Source organism: Halorubrum sp. SP3, from assembly GCF_005435195.1.
Taxonomy (GTDB): domain Archaea; phylum Halobacteriota; class Halobacteria; order Halobacteriales; family Haloferacaceae; genus Halorubrum; species Halorubrum sodomense.
Genome location: NZ_SGTU01000289.1, coordinates 1 through 536, shown reverse-complemented (window position 1 = coordinate 536; position 536 = coordinate 1). Strand labels below are relative to the sequence as shown.

Genomic DNA, 536 nt, shown 5'->3' with positions numbered 1-536 from the left:
GCTCGCGGGGGTGTTCGTGCTCACGCAGGTCCCCGCGGTGCGCGCCTCGGTGCTCGTGGAGCCGCAGTTGCTCGACGCCGTCTTCGGGCGCCCGTCGCTGTCGGTGATCGTCCTCGTCTGGGCGTACGCGGCCAACGCGGTCGTGAACCGGGTCGTCGCCGCGGTCAACGAGGAGGGCGGGCGGTTTGACTTCGCGCCCGTCTTCTCGAACGTCTGGACGCTCGCGGTGCTGCTCGGCAGCGTCGGCACCCTGCTGTGGCTGTGGGGCATCGAGATCACGCCGCTGCTCGGCGCGGCCGGGGTCGCCGGCATCGCCGTCGGCTTCGCGGCGAAGGACACGGTGGCGAACTTCTTCGGCGGGATCGCGCTGTACTTCGACGACACGTACAAGATCGGCGACTACATCGTCTTAGACGACGGCACCGCCGGGACCGTGATCAAGGTCGGCGTGCGGTCGACGACGCTGCTCACCCGCGACGAGGTGCTGGTGACGGTACCGAACGCGACGCTCAACGCTTCGAAGGTGACGAACGAGT

At 69.0% G+C, this 536-nt stretch carries 1 protein-coding gene; it reads left to right on the top strand.

What is annotated here, in order from left to right; all coding sequences use genetic code 11:
* On the top strand, nt 1-536 hold a 536-nt coding region (locus tag EXE42_RS16600), incomplete at both ends, for a mechanosensitive ion channel family protein (protein WP_137707021.1).